Below are 22431 nucleotides of genomic sequence, written 5' to 3'. Positions count from 1 at the left end.
ATGCGTCTGTTCTCCAACGCCGTCGTGCGCACTTTCGCGCCCCGGACCGCCTCGAACACCCCTGCCTCGACCGCCTCCGACCGGAGCGCAACGAACGCAGACACCCCCGTCGCTGCGACTTTCGACCTCACCCGGCCCGCCCCCGATGCGATCCTCGTCGACGGGGAGACCATCGTCGCCGTCGGCACCCGGGCCGAACTCCTCGACATCGCCGCCGCGCAGTCTTCGACGACGGCGGCGCTCGCCTCGGCGGGTGGGGTCGGCGCGACCACGGTCATCCCCGGCCTCGAGATCGACGAGATCGACTGCAGCGGTCAGGTCATCCTGCCCGGATTCGTCGACGGCCACATCCACTCGGTCATGTACGCCGACTCCCTGACAGACCTCGACCTGTCCCAGACGAAATCGCTGACCGAGGCGGTCGCAGCCATCCGCGAACGCGCCGATTCCCTCCCCGTGGGCTCCTGGGTGGTCGGCTCTGGGTGGGACCTCAACAAATGGGACGTGCCCGATTATCCGGACCGAACGCTGCTCGACGCCGAGGTCCCCGACCATCCCGTGGCGATGTGGTCACTCGACCTGCACACCCTGTGGGCCAACGCCCACGCTCTCGAGATCGCCGGAATCGACGCGGCGACCCCCGATCCCTCGGGCGGCAGCTTCGTCCGCGACGACGATGGGCAGCTCACCGGTCTGGTGCGCGAGGACGCCACCGACCTCGTCGCCCGCTTCATCCCCGAACCCAGCCGCGAGGAACAGGTCGAACGCCTTGCCACCACCCAGGAGCTCTTCCTGTCCCAGGGACTGACCGGGATCCACGACTTCGACGGCATCGCCGCGACATTGGGGTGGAGCGACCTGCACGAAGCCGGTCGACAGGACATGCGGGTCACGCTGTTCCTGCGCTCACCGGAGGTGTCGTGGGCGATCGAGACCGGGTGGCACACCGGCGACGGAGACGACTGGCTGCAATGCGGGGGACTGAAGCTGTTCTCCGACGGGGCGCTCGGCTCACACACCTCCCACATGTCCTCACCGTTTCCCGACTCCGAAGGTGAGACCGGGAACTTCGGCATCGCGCAGATGACCGAGGACGAACTCTTCGACCAGGCGCACATCGCCACCGAGGCAGGGATCTCCGTGGCCATCCACGCCATCGGCGACCAGGCGAACCACCATGTGCTCGCCGTCTACGAGCGGCTGCGCGACATTACGCAGGCCGCGGAAGAGAAGTTCGACCGGCCCATACGCCACCGCGTCGAACACGCCCAGTTCATCCAGCCGACCGACGTCACCCGGTTCGCCGAGCTCGGAGTGCTTGCGTCCATGCAGCCGCGTCACTGCATCTCCGACCTGCACTTACTCCACCTCATCGACGAATCCGCGCAGCTGGCCGCCTACGCCTGGCCGGACCTGCTCGACGCGGGTGCGCACGTCGTCTTCGGCTCCGACGGCCCCGTCGAACCCGCCAACCCCTTCGCCGCGATCTATGCGGCGATGACCAGGGCCGATATCTCCGGTGATGCGTCCACGACCTTCCAGGCGCACCGACGCCTGGGTGCGGTCGAGGCCATCCGCCTGCACACTCAGGGCTCCGCTTTCGCCGCCGGACTCGAGGACCGACGCGGATACCTGGCTCCGGGCATGGACGCCGACTTCATCCTCGTCGACACCGATCCATGCGTGGCCGAAGGACTCAACCCTGATGCGGCTGCCGCCGGACCCGACGGTCTCCTCGGCTACGATTCCGAGGAAGCCCTGTTCGCCCACGCCGAGGCGATCCGTGACACCCGAGTCGCGCTCACCGTCGTCGGCGGCGAAATCAGATACCGGGCCTGACCTGCGGCCCCCTCAGCAAAAGCCCCAACCTCAGCCGCAGCCCCCAGCCCCAAGCGTCACCCCCTCAACATCAACCGACAAGGACATCCCCGCATGCCCCGCTCGTTCCTGGCCCAGGCCCGCAAGGTCGACGAGGCGACCCCGGACACCCGCAGCCGCGAGGTCGACTTCCTCCGGGCCGCGGCGATCACCGTCGTCGTGCTCGGCCACTGGACGATCATCGCCGTCAGCGTCGACGGCGGAATCGACCCGCACGGACTGCTCGACCAGGCCCGGTGGACGCACCCTCTGACCTGGGTGTTCCAGGTGATGCCGATCTTCTTCCTCGTCGGCGGCTACTCCAATGCTCTGTCCTGGCGTTCGGCACGCCGGCGGCAGACCGGCTACGCCGAATGGCTGCGGGCCCGCCTGCGCAGGCTCGGTCTCCCACTCATCCCGCTGCTGCTGACCTGGCTGGCCACCTGCGTCATCGCCCTGGCCGCCGGCGCCGAACCCGCCTCGGTGCAGCTGGCGTCCCAGATGGCACTCGTGCCGACCTGGTTCCTCGCCGCGTACCTGCTCGTCGTCATCGTCGCCCCGCCGTGTCTGATCCTGTGGGAGAGATGGGGCTGGTGGTCGATCATCGTCGGGATCGGCCTAGCCGGCCTCATCGACCTCATCAGCATCGTCACCGAGAGCAGGCTCGCCGGCTACCCGAACTACCTGCTCGTCTGGGCGAGCTTCCACCAGTTCGGCTACGCCTGGCTCGACGACCGGCTGACCAGCTTAAAACGCTGCCTGCTGCTCTTCGTCATCGGAGCCGTCGGCCTCGGACTCCTCGTCGGCTTCGGCCCCTACCCGGTCTCGATGATCACCGCAGGCACCGATACGATCTCGAATTCCGCCCCGACCCGAGTGACCATGGCCTTCCTCGGCATGGCCCAAGCCGGAATCGTGCTCATGCTCCAGCGTCCGCTGGCGAAGCTCCTGCGCAGCCCCGGACTCTGGCTCCTCACGGTGCTCGTCAACCAGCGCATCATGACCTGGTTCCTCTGGCACCTGACCGCGCTGACGGCCCTGGCCAATGTGCTCGTCGCCCTCGACGCCGATGCCCTGCTGCCGACTCCGCTGACCGGGACCTGGTGGCTGACCCGCCCGCTGTGGGCTCTCGTCCTGCTCGCAATCACCGGTGTGCTCGTCGTGATCTTCGGCCGGTTCGAAACACCCGCGCCCGACGACCGGCCTGCCCCTCCCACGTGGATGCCGATCGCCGCCTCGGCGACCACCTGTGCGGGCCTGGCCATCATGGCCGACACCGGGATGGTCGACGACGGCGTCACCTGGATCTGGCCGCTGCTGCCGCTCATCGGCATGGTCGCCTTCGGTGTCGTCCGCCTTCCCTCGCTGAGGCGGCCCGCCAGGAGCTGACCACCGCCGAGGCGGCGTCGTCCGCTGCAGGAGGAATTCGGAGGGAGAGAAGTGTTGAAATCCCTGCCCGAATTCACCATTCTTCTCCCTCCGAATCGACGTGCGCCGGATCAGATGTTGCGGCCGCCGGAGATCTCGGTGACGGTGCCGGTGAGGTAGCTCGACAGGCCGGAGGCGAGGAACAGTACGACGGATGCGACCTCTTCGGGTTCGCCCGGACGGCCGAGCGGGATCTCGGCGAGCTTCGAATCGATGGCGTGCTGGGGCATGGCCGCGGTCATCGCAGTGTTGATGAAGCCGGGCTGGATCGCGTTGATGCGGATGTTCTTGAACGCGACCTCCTTGGCCACGGCCTTCGTCATACCGACGATGCCCGCCTTCGCCGCGGAGTAGTTCGACTGTCCGGGGTTGCCGACCTTGCCGCTGATCGAGGACACGTTGACGATCGAGCCGCCGCGATCCTGTTCGCGCATGAGCGCGGTGGCGACCTTGAGCCCGTTCCAGGTGCCGCGCAGGTGCACGGAGATGACGTCGTCGAACTGCTGCTCGGTCATCTTCCGGATCGTCGCATCGCGGGTGATGCCGGCGTTGTTGACCCAGATGTCGACGCCGCCGAAAGCGGTCGTGGCCGCCTCGGCGAGCTTCTCGACGGCGGCGAGGTCGGCCACATTGCACACGGCGCCGGTGGCGACGCCGTCCCCGCCGAGTTCGACCACGGCCGCCTGCAGGCTCTCCTCGTTCATATCGGCGAGGACGACCTTCGCGCCGGAGTCGACGAGGCTGCGGGCCATCGCCAGGCCGAGGCCCTGTCCGCCGCCGGTGACGACGGCGACCTTGCCGCTGAGCAGGCCGGGGACGGCGGTGACTCCGCCGGTTTCGGTGATGGTGATGCCGGAGTTCGCGGTCGTGGATTCAGTCATGTGATGCCTTTCTTACGTGGTTGGTTGTTCTCAGAGGTTGAACTGCGGCTTGTGTGCGCCTTTGAGGAGCTGGCGGGCGACGACGACGCGCTGGACCTCGGAGGTGCCTTCGTAGATGCGGAACAGGCGAGCGTGACGGTAGAAGCGTTCGACCGCGGATTCGCGCATATAGCCCATTCCGCCCTGGATCTGCACGCCCTTGTCGGCGATGCGGGCGAGTGCCTCGGAGGCGAAGAGCTTCGCCGAGGAGGGGCCGAGCTTGCGATCGGTCTCGTCGTCCCAGCGCTGCGCGGCAGAGAGCACGAGCGATTTGGCGGCAGCCACCTCGGTGTAGATGTCGGCGAGCATCGCCTGGACGAGTTGGAACCGGGCGATCGGCTCTCCACCCTGTTTCGCCTCGGCGGCGAAGCGCACGGATTCGTCGAGGATGCGGATGGACTGGCCCACGCAGATCGCAGCGATGTGCAGGCGACCCTTGTTCAGAGAGGCCATGGCTGCGTAGAAGCCCTTCTCCTCCTCACCGCCGATGAGGTTGGCGGCGGGCACGCGGACGTCGTCGAAGAAGATCTCCGAGGTCCAGGCTCCGGCCTGACCCATCTTGTGATCGTGCGGGCCGACGGTCACGCCTGCGGACTTCGTGGGCACAAGGAAGACGGAGATGCCCTTCGACCCGGTGGCGTTCGGGTCGGTGCGAGCGAAGACCATGAGCACATCGGAGGTCTCGGCATTGGTGATGAAGCGTTTCGAGCCGTTGATGATGTAGTCATCGCCAACGCGGGTGGCCTTCGTGCGCAGGCCCGAGGGGTCGGAGCCGGCTTCGGACTCGGTGAGGGCGAAGGAGGCGACGACGTCGCCGGAGGCCAGACGGGGCAGCCACTCGGACTTCTGCTCTTCGGTGCCGTAGTTGACGAGCACCTGCCCGGCGATGCCGTTGTTCGTGCCGAACAGGGAGCGGAAGGAGGGGGTCGTGTAGCCGAGTTCCATGGCCAGGAGCGCGTCCTGTTCGGCGTTCAGGCCCAGGCCGCCGTATTCCTCGGGCAGGGCCCAGCCGAAGAGCCCCATCTCGGCGGATTCCTTGATGATCGACTCGGGGAAGGCGTCCTCGTCCTCGACCTGGGTCTCAAGGGGGACGACCTTCTCGCGCACGAATTCGCGCACGGCTGCGAGGATGTCGTCGAGTTCCGAGTTGTCCATTGCTGTGTCTCCTTCGGACGGACGCTGTGCAGGTGTCTGCGGCCAGGCGTCGGGGTTGAGGTTCTGATTGGATGAGTGCGAACTGGTGCGGTCTAGAGGCTGTCGAGCCAGGCGCGGACCCGATCGGAGTCGGCGCCGAGTTCCGGCGGTGCGAGGTCGTAGGAGACCTGCGATTTCGACAGGGTGATCGGATTGCGGACGGTCGGGACGACGCGTCCGCCGCTGCCGGTGTCCACGACCGGCTCCAAGCCGAGGGTCTTGGCGTGTTCGACGCCTTCGGCGATCGTGTTGATCGGGGCACAGGGCAGGCCCGCGGCCGAGAGTTTGTCGAACCATTCCTGTGCGGTGTGTGCCTGGAGGGCCTCGAGAAGTTCGGGCTCGAGGGCGTCGCGGTTGGCGTTGCGGTTCTTCGCGGCGGCGAATCGTTCGTCGTCGCACCAATCGGGGCGGCCGACCACCTCGGCGAGGATCCGGAACTGGCCGTCATTGGCCGCGGCGACGATGATCTCGCCGGACTTCGTGGCCATCGGCTGGTAGGGGTAGAGGCTCGGGTGGGCGTTGCCCATCCGGGTGGGATTGACGCCCGCGGCCGCGTAGGCGCCGGACTGGTTGGCCAGGCCGGACATGGCCGAGGACATGAGGTTGGTTTCGACGAGCTGGCCCTCGCCGGTCAGGGTGCGGTGCTGGACGGCGGCGAGGACGCCGATCGTCGTGTGCAGGCCGGTCATGACGTCGAAGACGGCGACACCGGCGCGGTACGGCGAACCGTCGGGGCTGCCGGTGACCGACATGAAACCGGACAGCGCCTGCATGAGGAGGTCGTATCCGGGCAGCGGATTCTCACGCCCGAAACCGGTCACCGAAGCATAGACGACCGTCGGGTTGGTCGCGGAGACGCTGTCGAAGTCGAGGCCGAACTTCTTCAGCCCGCCCGGCTTGAAGTTCTCGACGACGATATCGGCCTCGGCCGCGAGCTTCTGCGCGGTGGCGAGGTCGTCGGGGTCGGTGAAGTCGAGGACGATGTCGTACTTGTTGCGGTTGATCGACAGATAGTAGGTGGCATCCTCGTCGCGCACCGGCGGAGCCCAATGCCGGGTGTCATCGCCCTTGGGTCCTTCGACTTTGATGACGGTGGCGCCGAGGTCGGCGAGCATCATCGTCGAATACGGTCCGGCGAGGACGCGGGAGAAGTCGACGACGACCTGTCCCGACAGCGGACCCGAGCCGGCGCGGGGGAGGAACTCCTCGAGGCGGTCGTGGGCAGGCGACCGGCGGTGGTCGTGCTCAGAAGTGGTCGACTGCTTCATCGTCGAAAGTCTTCCTGTCTGTCGTGGTCCGGCGGCGCTGCTGCGCGCTGTCGGGCTCGGCATTCGAGGCTCGAGCCTGCGCGGTCGGCGCGTGGTCCGTCCCACCATATAACAAAACCGGCAATAATGTACATGCATTATTATCAAGACGGATATCGGCGCGGAATGGGAAGAAGGGCGTTCGATGGAGATTCAGCAGGTCAAGGCGTTCCTCGCCGTCGCCGAGGAGCTGCACTTCGGTCGCGCGGCCGAGCGGCTCGGGATGCTGCAGCCGCCGCTGAGCCGCACGATCCGTGCGCTCGAGGACCACCTCGGCGTCGATCTGTTCCGGCGCACGACCCGCAATGTGGCGCTGACCGCGGCGGGCGAGGCGATGCTGGAGCCGGCGCGGAAGATGGTCGAGTACCGATCATTGGCCGCCGAGGCGGTGCGCCGGGCGGCCGACGGAGAGACGGGGCGCATCGAATTCGGATTCGCCCGCTCGTCCTCGCGCAGGCTGGCCGCCGCGCTCGTGGCCGCATCGACTGAGCACAGACCGGGGATCAGCTTCGGGCTCGAGTCCGATGTCTACGCCGAGGAGGGGATCACCCGCCTCGTCGACGGCTCGCTCGACCTCGCCCTCGTGAGGTGGGCGAAGCAGCCGCCCGGGGTCACGGGCCGGGCGGTGATGGTCGAGCGGCTCTCGGCCGCACTGCCGGTGGGGCATCGACTGGCGGGACGCGCCTCGGTGCGGGTGGGTGAGCTCGCCGACGAGGATTTCATCGCTCTGCCCGAGCACCCGAGCTCGACGCTGCGCGAGACGACGCTGCGGCTGTGCCACGAAGCGGGATTCTCGCCGCGGCTGGTCCAGAGCGCGCCGGATTCGCAGACGATCGGGGCTCTGGTCGCGGCCGGGGTCGGCATCTCGATCACCTTCGACTCGGTGTCCGCCGCCACGCGTGAGTCCGGCACCGTCGCCGTGCCGCTCGACATCCCCGACGAGCCCACGAAGCTCTACCTCGCCCACCGCACCGACCACGGAAAGGCATCCGTGGAGGCAGTGCTCACCCTCGCCGAGGCGGTCCTGCCGACCGTCGAATGAGGCACCGACCGCCGGCTGGGCGCGGTGTCAGCCCTGCTGTCCGATGGTGCTCACAGGTGCCGTCCGACGGTGCTCGCAGCCGCGCGTTCCATGTGTCGAGGCGGTGCTCACAGCCGCGCGTTCCATGTGTCGAGGCGGTGCTCACAGCCGCGCGTTCCATGTGTCGAGGCGGTGGCGAAGATCCTCGGCGGTCATGTCCGTGAGACCGATCCCGTGATAGTTGGGCAGCCAGGTCTCGACGCGTTCGTGGGCACGTGCCGCGGCTTGGACGTCCCACGCGCCGATGTCGGAGATGCGGCGGCCCAGGAGACGTTCGTATTCGTCGAGGAGGACGGCCGCCGCCTCGGGGGAGCCAAGCAGCACGAGATCCTGGCGGCACCAGGCGAGGTCGACGCCGCGCGGTCCGCGGCTCGCGCCCGACCAATCGACGATTCCGGTGAGGCGTCCATGTGTCCAGAGGGCATTGCCGGTCCAGAAGTCCGTATGTGTGAGGACGGGATCGGTCATGTCGAGGCTCACCCACTCCTGTTGTGCCCGAACGGCGAGGGCTGAGTCTCCGTTCGGCGGGGACTGCGGCGTCGGAGGCAGGCCGGTCCCGTCGAGCGCGTGGATGCGAATCAGGGCTGCTGCCATCTCGCGGGCGATGGTGGTCAGTGGCGTCGCCGGATCCGGTGCTGAGCCCGGCACGCGGTTCGTGACGATGACCGGGTCGTGCAGGTCTGTGCTGTGTGCGACGAGGTGGGGGACGAGATCACCGAGAGGGGCCAGCCGATCCAGCACAGCGGCCTCCCGGATCGCTGCGTCGTGGCCGACGGGGAACAGGCGGATGACGAGCTCCTCGTCTCCGTCTCGGGCCGCCGCTGTCACCGCGTGCTGACCGCCGGCAAGGGCTTCGACGAAGCTCAGCTGCCGCCCGAGCAAGGCCGAGGCCGAAGCGAGGGCGCGTGCGAGACGACTGTCGTCGGCGGTTCTGAGCTGCCGCTTCAGCCCTTCGGCATAGCGCCCGGCCATCATCTCCTGCGCGGCCACCGTCACCGGAGCGGCCAGGCGAAGCAGCGGATGAGCAGGAACGGAATCGGCGCTGATGGTCACTCCGAGGCGGCCGCCGGACCCGATGGACACGAGGAAGGTCTCCTCCCCGTCCTCGAGATGCCCCGGCAGAGTCCGATAGGTGAACCCGGCCCGGTCCTCCTCGTCGACGACCCTGGTGACGACGCACGAACCGACCGGCACGAGCAGATCCCGACCTCGGAGCCGCCTCGGCGAGTTCGGCCATACGGGATTGAGGTGGAGATCGACGACCTGGCCTGCACTCACGCGCCGGGCGGGGCGGACGACGACGCCCGCGAGCTCCTGGAGAGTCCACGAGAAGACGGCCTCCCGAGCGAGCGGGAACCGGTCGGCCGGGCCGAGGTCGAGATGGAACTCGAGGTGATTCATGTCTTCATTCTCGTCCCAACTCAATGCCGCTGTCCTTGTCTTCCTTCGGTGCCCATGCCTACGATGAGAACTGACCGCTGAACGAACGCTCGCTTCACAGTGTTTCGCCAGCTCAGCACCGAATGCTCATGTCACCGCACGAACACTGGAGTTCATCTATGTCAGACAGCACCTCAGCCACTCAGCCGTCCGCCGCCTCGGCGGCTCCGAAATCCGGTCGCCGATTCGAAGGGCAGGTCGCCGTCATCACGGGTGCCAGCCGTGGCATCGGGCTCGGAATCGCTCGGCGGCTCAACGCGGAGGGGGCCACTGTCGTCCTCACCGCACGCAAGCCCGAGGCGCTGAACGAAGCGGCCGCCGAGTTCCCCGACGGCACGGCGCTCGCCATCGCCGGCAAGGCCGATGACCCGGCTCACCGGGCAGAGGTGTTCGACACGGTCGCGCAGAGATTCGGCCGCCTCGATGTGCTCGTGGCCAACGCCGGGATCAACCCCGTCTACGGGCCGCTTGTGGACATGGACCTCGATGCCGCGCGGAAGATCTTCGACGTCAACGTCCTCGGCACGCTGTCCTGGGTGCAGGACGCTGTCCACCACCCGGGCCTGAACTTCCGAGAGAACAGAGGCCGCGTCGTGACCCTGTCGTCGGTCGCCGGACAGGTCCCGAGCGAGGGGATCGGTTTCTACGGTGTTTCGAAGGCTGCGGTCTCGCATCTGACGAAGACGCTCGCAGTCGAGCTCGGTCCCGACATCCGCGTCAATGCCGTCGCCCCGGCGGTCGTGAAGACGAAGTTCGCGACCGCGCTCTACGAGGGCAGGGAAGAGGAGGTCGCCTCCGCGTACCCGGTCAAGCGCCTCGGCACTCCCGAGGACATCGCCGGTGCCGTCGCCTATCTCGCCTCCGACGACGCCGACTGGATCACCGCCCAGGTGCTCACCGCCGATGGGGGAGTCGTCACCGCCGGCGGCAGCGCCTGAGACTGAGCCTGCGGCCCGATTTCAGGTCGCCATCGGATACTTCTCTTGACGGAAAGCATCCGATGGCGACCTAAGTTCTTTGCAGTACCTTTCTGAGGCGCATTGTTGGGTCGATCCACGGTGTTTCAGGCATGGAAATCACCGTGGATCGACCCAAGAATCCAGTGCAGAAGGTGTTCGCGGGCCGCGTGCGGGCAAGCGGCAGCGCCTGAGCGCCGGTCGCTACTTCACCGGGAGGCCGGCAGCGTGGGCGCAGATGAGTCCGTAGCGGTCGGCCAAGTCCGCTGGTGTCAGCTCGCCGCCGGCCCTGTACCACTGTGAGACACCTGTGCAGATCGTCGTGATCGCACGTGAGGCATCACGCGGGAACTCCGTGCTGAAACTGCCGTCGGCAACACACTCCTCGACCACCTCGTCGAGGAGTTTCTGCTGCCGGTCACGCGCGGCGATATGGGCGTCCCGGTGCTGATCCTGCAGGGCCCGGATCTCGCTGAACGCGATGAAGGCGAGATCCGACTGGTGAGCGTGGAAGAGCAGCAGGCATTCGATGAGCCGATCGAACCGCGCGGTCGGCTCCTGCCCTCCGTCGGAGAGTGCGGCGACGCTGCGCTGCCACAGATCCTCCATCGCCAGGCGATCGATCTCGGCGAGGATCGCGTGCTTCGAGGCGAAGTGATGATAGAGACCGGGCACTGACAGGCCAGCGGCACCGGCGAGTTGGCGAATGCTCGTGCCGTGGAAGCCGCCTTTGACGAAGCTGTCGAGCGCGGACTGGAGGATCGGCGTCAGCAGTGGCGCGTCGTAGTCTCGCCAGTCGGTCTTGGGTGTGTTGCTCACGGGGTGTCCTTGCCTGATCCGTCTCACTGTTTCGTCATCCCTAATCTACGGCCAACCCGGTCCGGCGGTTCCATTCGACCGCCGAGGCATCCCGCCGCGCGCCCTTGCGCCCGACCATCATGTGACCTACGATACAGAACTAACCGAGCGAGCGCTCGGTCGGTCACAAAGAAAAGGTCCAGCCGACACGATGAAGGACGACAGTCAGATGGCAGCCGAAGACACTCCTACTCCCACGCAGCACGTGTGGACGCGGCTCTACCCCGCCGGAGTCGGCGAGGCGTCGGCGATCCACGACGAGTCCACCGCCCATGCGTGGAATGATCGCGTCGAGGCCTACCCCGACCAGACCGCCGTGACCTACCGCGGTCGCACATTCACCACCACCGACATCGACCGCGAAGCCGAAGCGCTCGCCACCGGATTCCTCGCCCGCGGCCTGCAGAAATCGAGCATCGTCGGCGTCTACCTCCAGAACGTCCCGCAGTTCGCCGTGGCACTGCTGGCGGCGTGGAAGATCGGAGTCGTCCCCCTCGTCCTCAACCCCATGTACCGCGGTCGCGAACTGCGCGCACTCGTCGACGATTCGGCCGCATCGGCGATCATCTGCGACGAAGCCGACCTCGACCAGGTCCGCGAGACCCTCACCGGCAGCTCCCTGACCTGGGTGCTCACGACCGATGACGACGAGTACGACCGCGACCCCGCCGATTTCACCGGCAACATTCAGACCGCCGACCTCAGCGGCAACACCCAAGCCGCAGCCGCCGCCCACCCTGGAAACACCCTCACCCAGGCGGCCGCCCACGATGCGGGCATCACCGTCGATTCGTGGGGCGGCTTCCTCGCCGCCCACCGCACCGAGGCGTTCGCCGGCCGCGCCGATGCGCCCAACCACCGCACGGACCTGTTGCCCGGCCTCGACGACGCCGCACTGCTCACCTACACCTCCGGGACCACCGGTCCGGCCAAGGGTGCCGTCGGCACCCACCGCAACGTCCTTGCAGTAGCACGGTCGTACGGAGCGTGGATGAACCTCGGCGAAGGCGACGTCATGCTCGCCATCGCCCCGCTCTTCCACATCACCGGTGCCGTCGCATGCGCGGCGACCTCCCTGATCTTCCCGATCACACTCGACTTCATCGGCCGCGTCAACGCGAACAAGATCGTGACTGCGATCCGCGATGACAAGGTGACCGTGACCATCGGCTCGATCACCGTATACAACGCCCTGCTCGAACACGAGACGGCGACCTCCGATGACCTGATGAGCATCCGCTGCCTCTACTCCGGCGGAGCCCCCGTGCCGCCGGCCACCGTGGAGCGCTTCCGGAACCGGTTCGGACACTACATCCACAACATCTACGGAATGACCGAAACCGCCTCGGCGGTCATCGGAGTCCCGCCGAACACCGAGGCACCCGTCGACCCGGCCACCGACACCCTGGCCGTCGGCGTGCCGTTCCCCGGACTCGAGGCCCGCATCGTCGACGTCGCCGACGGAACCGTCGTCACCGATGCCACGGCCGGCGAACTCGAGCTGCGCGGACCGCAGATCACGCCCGGCTACCTCGGCAGACCCGAAGCCGATGAGGCGGCCTTCGACGACGGCTGGTTGCGCACCGGCGATGTCGGAGTCATGGACGACGCCGGCTGGATCTACCTCGTCGACCGGATCAAGGACCAGATCAACGCCTCGGGCTATAAGGTGTGGCCGCGCGAGGTCGAGGACGTCCTCTATGAGCACCCGGCCGTGCTCGAAGCCGCCGTCGTCGGCCAGCCCGACGACTACCGCGGTGAGACCGTCGTCGCCTACGTCTCTCTGCGCGCTGGGCAGAGCGCGAGCGCCGATGAGCTCATCGCATTCGCGAAGGAACGGCTTGCCGCCTACAAATACCCCCGCATCGTCCATGTCATGTCCGATCTGCCGAAGACGCACACAGGAAAGATCCAACGCCGACTGCTGCGCGACTCCGGCCGCGAGACCACCGCTGAGAACTGACGATCGTGCCGTCACCGAGGCGGCCCTACCGAGGACAGGCACAGTCCCTGACCGGCCCCATAGACAGAGAACCCGCAACACAGGAGAAGCAATGAGCGAATCATCGTTCGGACGCCGTTTCGAGGGCCAGGTCGCCCTCGTCACGGGATCGAGCCGCGGCATCGGCCTCGGCATCGCGAGGCGGCTGCAGGCCGAAGGAGCGACCGTCGTCCTCACCGCCCGCAAGCCCGAACCGCTGGCCGAGACCGTCGCCGAATTCCCCGACGGCACTGCGATCGGCATCGCCGGCAAGGCCGATGATCCGGCACACCGCGACGAAGTCTTCGACACGATCGCCCAGAAGTTCGGCCGTCTCGACGCCCTGGTCACGAACGTCGGCATCAACCCCGTCTACGGTCAGACCGTCGACATCGAGCTCGACGCCGCGCGGAAGATCCTCGAGGTCAACGTGCTCGGCACATTGGCCTGGGTCCAGGGCGCGGTCCACCACGAGGGACTGCGCTTCCGTGAGAACAAAGGCCGGATCCTGTCCATCTCCTCGGTCGCCGGCCAGAATCCGAGCGAAGGCATCGGCCTCTACGGCGTCTCGAAGGCCGCCGTCTCCCACCTCGTGAAGACCCTCGCCGTCGAACTCGGGCCAGATGTCCGCGTCAACGGAATCGCTCCGGCCGTCGTCAAGACCCGCTTCGCCACTGCCCTCTACGAAGGCAAGGAAGACGAAGTCACCGCCGCCTATCCGGCCGGCCGCCTCGGCACCCCCGAGGACATCGGCGCAGCCGCCGCATACCTCACCTCGGCCGACTCCGACTGGATCACCGCTCAGATCCTCACCGCCGACGGCGGACTCATCACAGCAGGAGGCACAGCGTGAGCCACATCCCCGCCGACGTCGAAGAGCTGCGCCAGCGCACTCGCACCTTCGTCCGCGAAGTCGTCATGCCCGCCGAACCTCGTCCCGGGGACTACCTCGACGAGGTGGTGCTCGCCGATCTCAAAGCCAAGGCCAAGGCCGCCGGAGTCTTCGCCCCGCATGTGCCCGCAGAATGGGGCGGCCAGGGCGTGCCGATCGAATTCTGGTCCCCGGTGTTCCAGGAGGCAGGATACTCGCCGATCGGGCCCGCCGTTCTCAACTGCATGGCACCCGATGAGGGCAATATGCACATGCTCGCCCAGATCGCCACGCAGGAGCAGAAGGAGCGGTTCCTCGCCCCGCTGGCCGCCGGCGACGTCCGCTCCTCCTTCGCCATGACCGAACCACATCCGGGCACCGGCTCCGACCCGTCGGCGCTGGCGACCCGCGCGGTCAAGGACGGCGACGAGTGGGTCATCACCGGTGACAAGCGCTTCATCTCCGGGGCTGAGCTGTGCAGCTTCTTCATCGTCATGGCCGCCACCGACGCCGAGGAGTCGGCCGCTGCGACCGAGGGCTCGGGCTCCGCGCAGGCGAAGAAGGGCCAGGCGGCCACGATGTTCCTCGTGCCCAAGGACACCCCGGGTGTCAGCGTCGGACGGCCGATCCACACAGTCGACCGCACGATCGCCGGCGGCCATCCCTACGTCCACTTCGACGATGTTCGCGTCCCCGCCTCGGCGATCCTCGGCGAATCCGGCAAGGGCTTCGCCTACGCCCAGGTGCGTCTGGCACCCGCCCGCCTCACGCACTGCATGCGGTGGCTGGGACTGGCCCGCCGGGCGCTGGACACAGCTCTCGACCGTGCCGACCACCGCGAGGCATTCGGCGACGTCCTCGCACGTCAGGGCCTCGCACAGGAGCTCATCGCGCAGTCGGTCATCGACATCGAAACCTCTGACGCGATGATCACGAAGACCTCCGAGGTGCTCGCCACCGATGCGAAAGAAGCGAACTCGCGGTCCTCGATCGCGAAGGTCTGCTGCTCCGAAGCCGTCTACCGTGTCATCGATCGGGCCATCCAGCTCACCGGCGGCGACGGCGTCTCCGACCAGCTGCCACTCGTCCAGTACCTCAACGACGTCCGTCCTTTCCGCATCTACGACGGCGCCACCGAGACGCACAAGTTCGCGATCTCCCGCCGAGCCTCGTCGAAGCGCCGCAAGGAAGTCGCTGCGGGAGCCCCCCGCCTCGACATCGTGAGGGAGGCGCGTTGACCGAGAAGCTCATCGACGTCGTCGACACCGCCGCCGAGGCGCGCGCTCTCACCGCTCCGCCGCTGCTCATCGTCGACGTTCTCACCGACTACCTCGACAGGCAGGGCATCGGTTCTGGCCCGGTCCGCTGGGACCGCATCGGCGAAGGCCAGTCGAATGTGACGTTCCGCATCCGCCGCGATGACCTCGACGTCGTGCTGCGCCGCGGACCGCGTCCCCCGATTCCGAAATCGACCCATGACATGGTCCGGGAGGCGAAGATCCAGAAGGTCCTCGGCGCCCAGGGCGTGGCCGTGCCGAACATCCTCCATGTCTGCGAGGACGAATCGGTCCTCGGCGTCCCGTTCTACATCATGGATTTCGTGCTGGGCACCGTCGTCACCGACACCCTGCCCCATTTCCTCGCCGAGGCGGCCGACCGTCGCGCTCTCAGCGAAGCCCTCGTCGACTGCCTCGTCGACCTCCACTCCGTCGATGTCACCGTTCCCGAGGTGGCAGCTCTCGGCCGCCCGGACGGGTACCTGCGGCGTCAGGTCAAGCTGTTCTCCGTCCTCTGGGAGAAGAACACTCAGCGTTCGCTGCCCCAGGTCAGCCGCCTCGGCGAGTGGTTGGCGGCGAACATTCCGACCACTCAGCGGCATGCGGTCGTCCATGGTGACTACCGGGCGGGCAACGCGATGATCGCTTCGTCGAGGCCAGTCGAAGTCGCCGCGATCCTCGACTGGGAGATGTCGACACTCGGTGATCCGCTCGCCGACCTCGGCTATTTCCTCGTCACCTACACCGACGACGAGCACCCGCATACGGTCATGGATCTCACCCCAGTCACGGCAGGGGAGGGATTCCTCACCCGTTCCGAACTCGCCGAGCGCTACCAGACGAAGACGGGGCTCGACCTCTCCGCGCTGCCCTGGTACGAGGCATTCGCGTTGTGGAAGGCGGCGATCTTCAGCGAAGCCATCTACACGAGATGGCTCAACGGAGAAGCCACGTCGGCCGGTGATTTCACCGGCAGCCTCGAGACCGGAGTGCCCGAACTCATCGAGGCCGCCGAAGCCATCGCCGCCACCGTCGTCTGAGGGCGAGCGACCGAGAGGCGGTCGCAATCGGACATCTCCAGACGCGAAGAGTATCCGATTGCGAACACCTTTCGGCCGGGCGACGAGCCGAGCCAGCACCACCCCAGAGATGCGCAGCACCACCACATCCAATGAAGCAGTGGAAAGGAAGCTATGACCGATACGATCGCAGAGACAAAGGTGCCTTTGCAGCTGAAACGGCGATCCGTCGTCGCGAGCACCATCGGAAATATCCTCGAATGGTACGAGTGGAGCGCCTACGCGGTGTTCACTCCGTTCATTGCCGCGGCCATGTTCAACAGCGAGGACAAGGTCTCATCCGTCCTCGCGACCCTCGGCGTCTTCGCCGTCGGGTTCCTCATGAGACCTCTGGGCGGCATCGTGTTCGGCAAGATCGCCGACGTGAAGGGACGCAAGTTCGTCCTCATCGTCACGATGCTCATCATGGCCGGCGGTTCGTTCCTCATCGCTGTCCTGCCGACCTACGGTCAAATCGGGGTCTTCGCCTCACTGGTCCTCCTCCTCATCCGAGTTGCGCAGGGCTTCGCCCATGGTGGTGAGTCGGCAACGGCGAACTCCTATATCGCCGAGATCGCTCCGGCCCACCGCCGCGGATTCTGGGGTTCCATCGTCTTCGTCGCCATCTTCGGCGGTTCGGTCGTCGCCTACACGATCGGGGGTGTGATCACGAACGTCTTCTCCGAGGCAGCGGTTGCCGAATGGGCGTGGAGGATCCCGTTCGCGCTCGGCGGTCTGCTCGCGCTGGTCGCGCTGTGGATGCGCCGCGGAATGGTCGAAAGCGATGTCTTCGAAGCCGACGAAGCTGAGAAAGTCGTCGACCCGACTCCGCTGGATCGCGGCCGAGTGGCTCGTGCGATCGTCCTCGTCGTGCTCATGACCTCGGGCATCACCGCAGCTCACTACACCTGGACGTCGTATGCGTCGACCCTGGCGATCACCGAGCGCGGCATGGATGCGCAGACCGCCTACTGGGCGACCGTCGGTGCGCAGAGCATCGCTCTGGTATCGCTGCCGTTCTGGGGATTCCTCTCAGATCGGATCGGTCGTCGCCCGGTGCTCATCGGCTTCGGTGTGCTCATGGCGATCCTGCAGTATCCGCTCATGGGCATGATCACGGACACCGGCTGGACGCTCTTCGTCGCATCGACGTTGGCTCTGCTCGTCGTCTCGATGGCAGGAGCCCTGCTGTCGGCAGTCCTGTCCGAGGCATTCCCGACGAAGGTCCGCACCCAGGGAATCGGCTTCGCCTACTCGGTCTCCGTGGCCGTTTTCGGAGGAACGGCACCGTACCTCAACGGACTGTTCAACTCGCTCGACCTCAGCTGGCTCTCCAGCGGCTGGGTGGTCCTGCTCTGCCTGGCGACGATCGTCGCCGTGGTCAAACTGTCCGAAACCAAGGGCAAGGACCTCAACGCGATCTGAGCATCAGGGCGGGTTGGAAGAGCCGCCTCGGCGAGGGTTGCTTGAGTGGAACGCCGCTTAGGTGGGAGAAATGGTCACGTTCTGCGCGGAACTGCGTGACCATTTCGACCACCGAGGACCGTGGCAGGGGCGCCGACCTGCACCTGGCCTCGAGGTTTGTCGGAGGTGATTTCTTTCACTAGAATCAGAGGCGCAGTTCCACGCGGTTCTGCACACAACTTCATACGCCGCTAAGACAAGACGTGGGAGAGCTGCCGGGCAGCCGCGACTGCACGCACGGACGAGCACCAGCCATCGCTGGAGCATCGGCTGACGCAGAAGCACAAGACTCCGAGCAGCGCCGTAGGTGCAATTCCCTCCCCGGGAAACTCTCAGGCCCAGTACCACCGATTGCAGGCATATCTGAAGGACAGCGAGTCCCGACCGCAACCGAAATCGAGCCCACGTGCGCACGAGCCGGACGCCGGGCAGGCCGCAGCTCCGACAGATCGGGGAGGACTCTCAGCGATCGCTGCGTCCTCCTATCGGTGGACGCGACACCGACCCTAGGACGGCAATTGACCAGTTCACTCGCCCATACGACGCAGGCAACAGGGGACACCGCGCGCCCCTTCTCCGACCGCCACATCGGCCCCCGCGCCGACGACGTCACGGCCATGCTCGCCGAACTCGGCTATGACTCCCTGGAAGCACTCTCGAGTGCCGCCGTCCCGGAATCCATCCAGAACGAAGAGCTCAACCTGCCGACCGGCCGCTCCGAATTCGACGTCCTGGCCGACCTGCGCGACCTCGCCTCCCAGAACGTCATGCGCACCCAGCTCATCGGCCAGGGCTACTACGACACGATCACCCCGGCCGTCATCCGCCGCAACCTGGTCGAGAACCCCGCCTGGTACACCGCCTACACCCCGTACCAGCCCGAGATCTCCCAGGGCCGGCTCGAAGCGCTGCTGAACTTCCAGCAGGTCGTCCAGGACCTCACCGGTCTCGACATCGCCAATGCCTCCCTCCTCGATGAGTCCACCGCCGTCGCCGAGGCGGTCCTGCTCATGCGTCGCGCCGTGAAGAAGGGGACGACCGTCGTCCTCGACTCCGAACTCCACCCGCAGACCATCGCCGTCGTCCGCGCACGGGCCCGCGCTATGGACTTCCGCGTCACCGTCGCCGACCTCGCCGAAGGCCTCGTCGGCGAAGACATCTTCGGCATCGTCTGCGCCCAGCCCGGCACCAGCGGCGCCATCCGCGACTTCACCGAGGCCGTCGACGGAGCCCACGATCGCGGCGCACTCGTGACCTTCGACGCCGACCTGCTCGCACTGACCCTGCTCAAGGACTGCGCCTCCCAAGGCGCGGACATCGCCGTCGGCTCGGCCCAGCGCTTCGGAGTGCCCCTGTTCTTCGGCGGCCCCCACGCCGGCTTCATGGCCGTGAAATCCGGACTCCAGCGCCAGCTGCCCGGCCGCCTCGTCGGTGTGTCCAAGGACGCCCAGGGCAAGCCCGGCTACCGCCTGGCTCTGCAGACCCGCGAACAGCACATCCGCCGCCAGAAGGCGACGAGCAACATCTGCACCGCCCAGGCTCTGCTCGCCAACGTCGCCTCGATGTACGCCGTCTACCACGGCCCGGTCGGCCTGACCCGCATCGCCTCCCGCGTCCACCGCCTGGCCCACGCGTTCGCAGGTGCCGCGGACACCGCCCCCGGCGCCGAGGTGGCCACCTGGGAGTTCTTCGACACCGTCGCCGTGCGTGTGGCCGATGCCGAAGCCGCCCGCTTCGTCGCCGACCAGGCCGGATTCAACATCCGCGTCATCGACGACTCGACCATCGGCGTCTCCTTCGGCGAACCCCACACGGTCGCCGATGCCAATGGTCTGCTCGAAGCCCTCGGCATCTACGCCCGTGTCGACGCAGACGAATTCGAAGCAGCCTCGGCGGGGACCTTCGGGGCCAACGCCGTGCCGGAACCCGCATTCGATGCGAAGTTCCACCGGGATACCGAATTCCTCACCCACCCCGTGTTCAGCGCCCACGGCTCCGAGACCTCGATGATGCGCTACCTGCGCACCCTGGCCGACCGGGACCTTGCGCTGGACCGGACGATGATCCCGCTGGGCTCGTGCACGATGAAGCTCAACGCCGCCGCCGAGATGGAACCCATCACCTGGCCGGAATTCGCCTCCATCCACCCCTTCGCCCCGGCCGAGCAGACCGAGGGCTGGCGCGCGCTCATCGGCCGCCTCGAGGACTCGCTCGTCGAGGTCACCGGCTACGATCGCGTATCCCTGCAGCCCAACGCCGGCTCCCAGGGTGAGCTGGCCGGACTGCTGGCCATCCGCAGCTACCATGTGTCGGGCGGCGAGGAGGGACGCACCGTCGTCCTCATCCCGCAGTCGGCCCACGGCACGAACGCCGCCTCCGCGGTGCTCGCCGGACTCCAGGTCCAGGTCGTCGGCACCGCCGACGACGGCTCCGTGGACATGAACGACCTCGATGCGAAGATCGCCAAGCACGAGGGCAAGATCGCCGGCATCATGATCACCTACCCCTCGACCCACGGCGTCTTCGAATCGCAGGTACGCGAGGTCTGTGACAAGGTCCACGCCGCCGGCGGCCAGGTCTACGTCGACGGTGCGAACCTCAACGCCATGGTCGGCCTGGCCAAGCCCGGCGAATTCGGCGGCGACGTCTCCCACCTCAACCTGCACAAGACCTTCTGCATCCCCCACGGAGGCGGCGGCCCCGGAGTCGGCCCTGTCGCGGTCCGCGAACACCTCGCCCCGTACCTGCCTGGTGACGCCACCGACCCGAAGATGGTCGCCGACGCCGATCACGCCGTGACCCCGCCGATCTCCGGATCGATGTTCGGCTCCGCCGGCGTCCTGCCCATCAGCTTCGCCTACCTCGAGCTCATGGGCGCCGAAGGACTGCGCGAGGCCTCGCGTTCGGCCCTGCTGGGTGCGAACTACCTGGCGAAGAAGCTCGGCGACGTCTTTCCCGTCCTCTACTCGGGTGAGAACGGACTCGTCGGCCACGAAACGATCCTCGATCTGCGTGCGATCACCTCGGCGACGGGAGTCACCGCCGAAGATGTCGCCAAGCGCCTCATCGACTTCGGCTTCCACGCTCCGACCCTGGCCTTCCCGGTGCCCGGGACCCTCATGGTCGAACCGACCGAGTCCGAGGACAAGGGCGAGCTCGACCGCTTCATCGAAGCCATGCGCACCATCCGTGCCGAGATCGACGAGATCGGCACGTCGTACTCCTACGAAGAGTCGCCGCTGGCCATCGCGCCGCACCCGGCGACAGTGGTGATGGACGACTGGGACGGCAAGTACAGCCGCGAGACCGCTGTGTTCCCGGTTCCCGGCCTGCGCTTCACGAAGTACTTCCCGCCGGTCAGCCGCATCGACGGAGCATACGGCGACCGCAACCTGGTGTGCTCCTGCCCGCCGCCAGAGGCCTTCGAAGAGTTCGAGGAAGAGGACAAATGATGAGCGACCCGACTGCGAACACGCCCAAAGAGACCCCGCTGCACAGCATCCACGCCGAGCTCGGTGCCTCGTTCACCGACTTCGGCGGCTGGGACATGCCGCTGAAGTACGGCTCCGAACTGGCCGAACACCGGGCCGTGCGTGAGGCCGCAGGCCTCTTCGACCTCTCCCATATGGGCGAGGTGCGCATCAGCGGCACCGACGCCGCCGCCTTCCTCGACTACGCGCTGGTCGCGAAGTACTCGAAGATGAAGATCGGCAAGGCGAAGTACGGAGTCATCGTCAATGAGGCCGGAGGCCTCCTCGACGACCTCATCACCTACCGCATCGGCGACGAAGAGTTCCTCATCGTCCCCAACGCCTCGAACACGCCCGTCGTGGTCGCGGCGCTGAAGGACCGGGTGCAGCACTTCGTCCAGGAGGTCGCCCCCGGTTCCGATGTGCGCCTGACCGACGAATCCGATGCCACCGCGCTCATCGCCGTGCAGGGGCCGAACTCCGAAGCGATCATCCTGCGCGCTCTCGACGAAGCCGGCCACGGCGAATTCGGGCCCCGCACGGGCGCCGGAGACCACGCGAAGGCCCAGGCCACGGATGATGCCAACGGGGGAGCCACCTCGGCGGGGGATGACACCATCACCATCGGTCAGGCAGTGCGCGAGCTCAAGTACTACGCGTGGATGCCGCTGACGATCGCCGGGATCGACCTCATGCTCGCCCGCACCGGATACACCGGAGAGGACGGATTCGAACTCTACGCGCCGAACATCGGCGCCACCCGCTTGTGGGAGACCCTGGTGACCTCGGGCGTCGACTACGGACTCGTGCCCTGCGGACTGGCCGCACGCGATTCGCTGCGCCTGGAAGCCGGAATGCCGCTCTACGGCAACGAACTCGACCAGAACACCACCCCGTACGATGCGGGGCTGGGCCGGATGATCGGGTTCACCACGAAGGAGAACTTCTTCGCCCGCGAGGCCCTCGCGAAGCTGGGAGAGACCGAACCGCCGCGCGTGCTCGTCGGCCTGACCTCGGAGGGACGCCGAGCCGCTCGCTCCGGAGCCGCCGTGTCCGTCGACGACGCCGAGGTCGGCATCGTCACCTCCGGCCAGCCCTCACCGACCCTCGGCCACCCGATCGCCTTGGCCTACATCGACCGGGATCACGCCGAGGCGGGCACCGCGGTGACCGTGGACATCCGCGGCAAGGCGCACGACTTCACCGTCGCCGAACTGCCGTTCTACAAGCGCCCGGCCCACTGAGACCCACCCAAAGTTCATCCAGGTG

General features: G+C 67.1%; 16 protein-coding genes. 11 read left to right on the top strand and 5 right to left on the bottom strand.

The window, feature by feature from the left end:
* Positions 1-1839 carry an amidohydrolase gene (locus FHG09_RS00665; RefSeq protein WP_152345777.1) on the top strand — a complete coding sequence of 613 codons (1839 nt, stop codon included), beginning with the start codon at positions 1-3 and terminating at the stop codon, positions 1837-1839.
* Positions 1840-1932: 93 nt separating this feature from the next.
* Positions 1933-3246 (top strand): acyltransferase family protein, encoded by a 1314-nt coding sequence (locus FHG09_RS00660; RefSeq protein WP_152345776.1) that lies wholly within the window; start codon positions 1933-1935, stop codon positions 3244-3246.
* Positions 3247-3356: 110 nt separating this feature from the next.
* On the opposite strand, the gene fabG is transcribed toward FHG09_RS00660, so the two are convergent.
* The 3 genes from fabG to FHG09_RS00645 form a co-directional block, all read right to left on the bottom strand.
* Positions 3357-4166 carry a 3-oxoacyl-ACP reductase FabG gene (gene fabG / locus FHG09_RS00655; RefSeq protein ID WP_152345775.1) on the bottom strand — a complete coding sequence of 270 codons (810 nt, stop codon included), beginning with the start codon at positions 4164-4166 and terminating at the stop codon, positions 3357-3359.
* Between the two features lie 30 nt (positions 4167-4196).
* Positions 4197-5360 (bottom strand): acyl-CoA dehydrogenase family protein, encoded by a 1164-nt coding sequence (locus tag FHG09_RS00650; protein ID WP_152345774.1) that lies wholly within the window; start codon positions 5358-5360, stop codon positions 4197-4199.
* A 92-nt stretch (positions 5361-5452) separates the two neighbouring features.
* A complete protein-coding gene (locus tag FHG09_RS00645; RefSeq protein WP_152345773.1) occupies positions 5453-6667 on the bottom strand; it encodes a CaiB/BaiF CoA transferase family protein in 1215 nt (404 codons plus the stop codon).
* A 184-nt stretch (positions 6668-6851) separates the two neighbouring features.
* On the opposite strand from FHG09_RS00645, the gene FHG09_RS00640 reads away from it, so the two are divergent.
* Positions 6852-7748, top strand: a complete 897-nt coding sequence (locus FHG09_RS00640) for a LysR substrate-binding domain-containing protein (protein ID WP_152345772.1) — start codon at positions 6852-6854, stop codon at positions 7746-7748.
* A 141-nt stretch (positions 7749-7889) separates the two neighbouring features.
* On the opposite strand, the gene FHG09_RS00635 is transcribed toward FHG09_RS00640, so the two are convergent.
* Positions 7890-9188, bottom strand: coding sequence for a DUF1990 family protein (locus FHG09_RS00635; RefSeq protein ID WP_152345771.1), 1299 nt, complete (start codon positions 9186-9188; stop codon positions 7890-7892).
* A gap of 158 nt (positions 9189-9346) precedes the next feature.
* Between FHG09_RS00635 and FHG09_RS00630 the strand changes: the two genes are divergently transcribed.
* Entirely contained in the window at positions 9347-10165 is an 819-nt protein-coding gene (locus FHG09_RS00630; RefSeq protein ID WP_152345770.1) for an SDR family oxidoreductase, read from the top strand.
* Positions 10166-10387: 222 nt separating this feature from the next.
* On the opposite strand, the gene FHG09_RS00625 is transcribed toward FHG09_RS00630, so the two are convergent.
* Complete coding sequence (locus FHG09_RS00625) at positions 10388-11002, bottom strand: TetR/AcrR family transcriptional regulator (RefSeq protein ID WP_152345769.1); 615 nt, start codon at positions 11000-11002, stop codon at positions 10388-10390.
* Between the two features lie 208 nt (positions 11003-11210).
* Between FHG09_RS00625 and FHG09_RS00620 the strand changes: the two genes are divergently transcribed.
* From FHG09_RS00620 to FHG09_RS00590, 7 genes are all read left to right on the top strand, one after another.
* Positions 11211-13004 carry a class I adenylate-forming enzyme family protein gene (locus FHG09_RS00620; protein ID WP_152345768.1) on the top strand — a complete coding sequence of 598 codons (1794 nt, stop codon included), beginning with the start codon at positions 11211-11213 and terminating at the stop codon, positions 13002-13004.
* 91 nt (positions 13005-13095) lie between these two features.
* Complete coding sequence (locus tag FHG09_RS00615; protein ID WP_152345767.1) at positions 13096-13875, top strand: SDR family oxidoreductase; 780 nt, start codon at positions 13096-13098, stop codon at positions 13873-13875.
* Positions 13872-15131 carry an acyl-CoA dehydrogenase family protein gene (locus tag FHG09_RS00610; protein WP_152345766.1) on the top strand — a complete coding sequence of 420 codons (1260 nt, stop codon included), beginning with the start codon at positions 13872-13874 and terminating at the stop codon, positions 15129-15131. Before FHG09_RS00615 ends, FHG09_RS00610 begins: the two co-directional genes overlap by 4 nt.
* Positions 15128-16210 (top strand): phosphotransferase family protein, encoded by a 1083-nt coding sequence (locus FHG09_RS00605; RefSeq protein ID WP_152345765.1) that lies wholly within the window; start codon positions 15128-15130, stop codon positions 16208-16210. Before FHG09_RS00610 ends, FHG09_RS00605 begins: the two co-directional genes overlap by 4 nt.
* 153 nt (positions 16211-16363) lie before the next feature.
* Positions 16364-17653: an MFS transporter gene (locus FHG09_RS00600; protein WP_152345764.1), complete on the top strand. Its 1290-nt coding sequence runs from the start codon at positions 16364-16366 to the stop codon at positions 17651-17653.
* A 557-nt stretch (positions 17654-18210) separates the two neighbouring features.
* Positions 18211-21144: an aminomethyl-transferring glycine dehydrogenase gene (gene gcvP / locus FHG09_RS00595; RefSeq protein ID WP_152345763.1), complete on the top strand. Its 2934-nt coding sequence runs from the start codon at positions 18211-18213 to the stop codon at positions 21142-21144.
* Positions 21144-22406: a glycine cleavage system aminomethyltransferase GcvT gene (locus FHG09_RS00590; RefSeq protein ID WP_152345762.1), complete on the top strand. Its 1263-nt coding sequence runs from the start codon at positions 21144-21146 to the stop codon at positions 22404-22406. Before gcvP ends, FHG09_RS00590 begins: the two co-directional genes overlap by 1 nt.
* The last annotated feature ends 25 nt before the right edge of the window (positions 22407-22431 follow it).

It is taken from the genome of Brevibacterium sp. CFH 10365 (assembly GCF_009299785.1).
In the GTDB taxonomy this organism is placed as follows: Bacteria; Actinomycetota; Actinomycetes; order Actinomycetales; family Brevibacteriaceae; genus Brevibacterium; species Brevibacterium limosum.
The sequence above is the reverse complement of the archived record's forward strand: the minus strand, read 5'-3'. Positions and strand labels throughout refer to the sequence as shown.